The sequence below is a fragment of the Schleiferilactobacillus shenzhenensis LY-73 genome, from assembly GCF_000469325.1.
Lineage (GTDB): Bacteria > Bacillota > Bacilli > Lactobacillales > Lactobacillaceae > Schleiferilactobacillus > Schleiferilactobacillus shenzhenensis.
On sequence record NZ_KI271582.1, the window covers coordinates 128806 to 129038 of the forward strand.

Sequence of the window (233 nt, forward strand, 5' to 3'; positions counted from 1 at the left end):
TTTACTACCCGACTGTAAAGTCTTCGGGGTCAGGAAACATTCGCCGGGTATGCCGCCTGAACTTCATGCTTCCGGGGAACTGCCTTACCGTCTGTGGAGGAGGCTGCCAAGGTTTCGTGCCGAGCGAGAATGCTCCAGTCTCCGAGAATGTAGGGTGACGAAGGGCGGAGCAGATTGGGGGCTCAGTGGTGGAAACTGCACGAAATCTTTCGCGCTCTTTGCGAAAGATTTCG